Annotated in this window: 1 protein-coding gene; it reads left to right on the top strand. The window is 39.8% G+C overall.

All coding sequences use genetic code 11. From position 1 onward, the window contains the following. Nucleotides 1-100: 100 nt before the first annotated feature. Entirely contained in the window at nucleotides 101-1,273 is a 1,173-nt protein-coding gene (locus HMPREF9088_RS11090) for an IS256-like element IS1542 family transposase (RefSeq protein WP_007209349.1), read from the top strand. Nucleotides 1,274-1,325: the final 52 nt, after the last annotated feature.

The raw sequence follows: 1,325 nt of genomic DNA, 5'->3' as shown, positions 1-1,325 counted from the left end.
GATAAAGTCCATATAATTGTGTAAAAGATAAAAGGCCATGTAACAGCCCTTTTACGGTACAATGTTTTTAACCACAAAAACATACCCAGGAGGACGTTACATGACCCAAGTACATTTTACACTGAACAACGAAGAGGTTCAAAGTATTATTGAACATTCGGTAAAAGATGAAGTTTCTAAAAATATTTTGACCACTGTTTTCAACCAATTGATGGAAAATCAACGAACAGAATATATTCAAGCCGATGACTATGAACGTTCAGAAAGTCGTCAGAGTCAAAGAAATGGCTATTATGAGCGAGACTTTACGACTCGTGTGGGCACACTCGAGTTAAAAGTGCCTAGAACACGTGATGGTGAATTTTCACCGACGGTGTTTGAGCGTTATCAGCGAAATGAAAAGGCACTGCTCGCTTCAATGCTTGAGATGTATGTTTCAGGCGTTTCGACACGTAAAGTTTCAAAGATTGTTGAAGAGCTATGTGGAAAATCGGTATCGAAATCTTTTGTTTCTAGCCTGACTGAGCAGTTAGACCCGATGGTCAACGAATGGCAGAACCGTTCACTCTCAGGTACGAGTTATCCTTATCTGATGACTGATGTTCTCTACATAAAAGTCCGTGAGGACCATCGAGTGCTTTCTAAAAGCTGCCATATTGCGATCGGGATAACAGAAGGTGGTGATCGTGAAATCATTGGCTTCATGATCCAAAATGAAGAAAGTGATGACACATGGTCCATCTTCTTTGAATACTTAAAAGAACGCGGTCTACAGGGGACAGAACTCATCATTTCTGATGCCCATAAAGGCCTAGTGTCTGCAATTCGTAAGTCATTTACCAACGCAAGTTGGCAGAGATGCCAGGTCCATTTTTTAAGAAACATCTTCAGTTCCATTCCAAAAAAGAATTCAAAACCGTTTAGAGAAGCAGTAAAAGCGATCTTTAAGTTTACGGATATTGAACTCGCTCGAACAGCTAAGAATGCCTTAGTCGGTGAATATATCGACCAGTCTAAATATACAAAAGCTTGCGAAACATTGGATAATGGCTTCGAAGATGCCTTTCAATACACGGTTATCGGAAATGGTCACAATCGGCTAAAAAGCACCAACCTTCTTGAACGACTGAACCAGGAAGTCCGCAGAAGAGAAAAGATTATTCGGATTTTTCCCAACCGAACGTCTGCCAATCGATTAATTGGAGCTGTCCTTATGGACCTTCATGACGAATGGCTCAGTTCTACAAGAAAATATATTAAGTTTGATCAATGAGAGACCAGTAAAACATTGTATAGTATTTTACACAGGATTATGGACTTGACTT

It is taken from the genome of Enterococcus italicus DSM 15952 (genome assembly GCF_000185365.1).
Lineage (GTDB): Bacteria > Bacillota > Bacilli > Lactobacillales > Enterococcaceae > Enterococcus_G > Enterococcus_G italicus.
Note: the sequence above shows the minus strand (reverse complement) of the source record. Positions and strands in the feature narration are given on the sequence as shown.

What these genes read in the sequence shown, in the direction of transcription:
- HMPREF9088_RS11090 (WP_007209349.1), top strand. Translation starts at nt 101, where the DNA reads ATGACCCAAGTACATTTTACACTGAACAACGAAGAGGTTCAAAGTATT.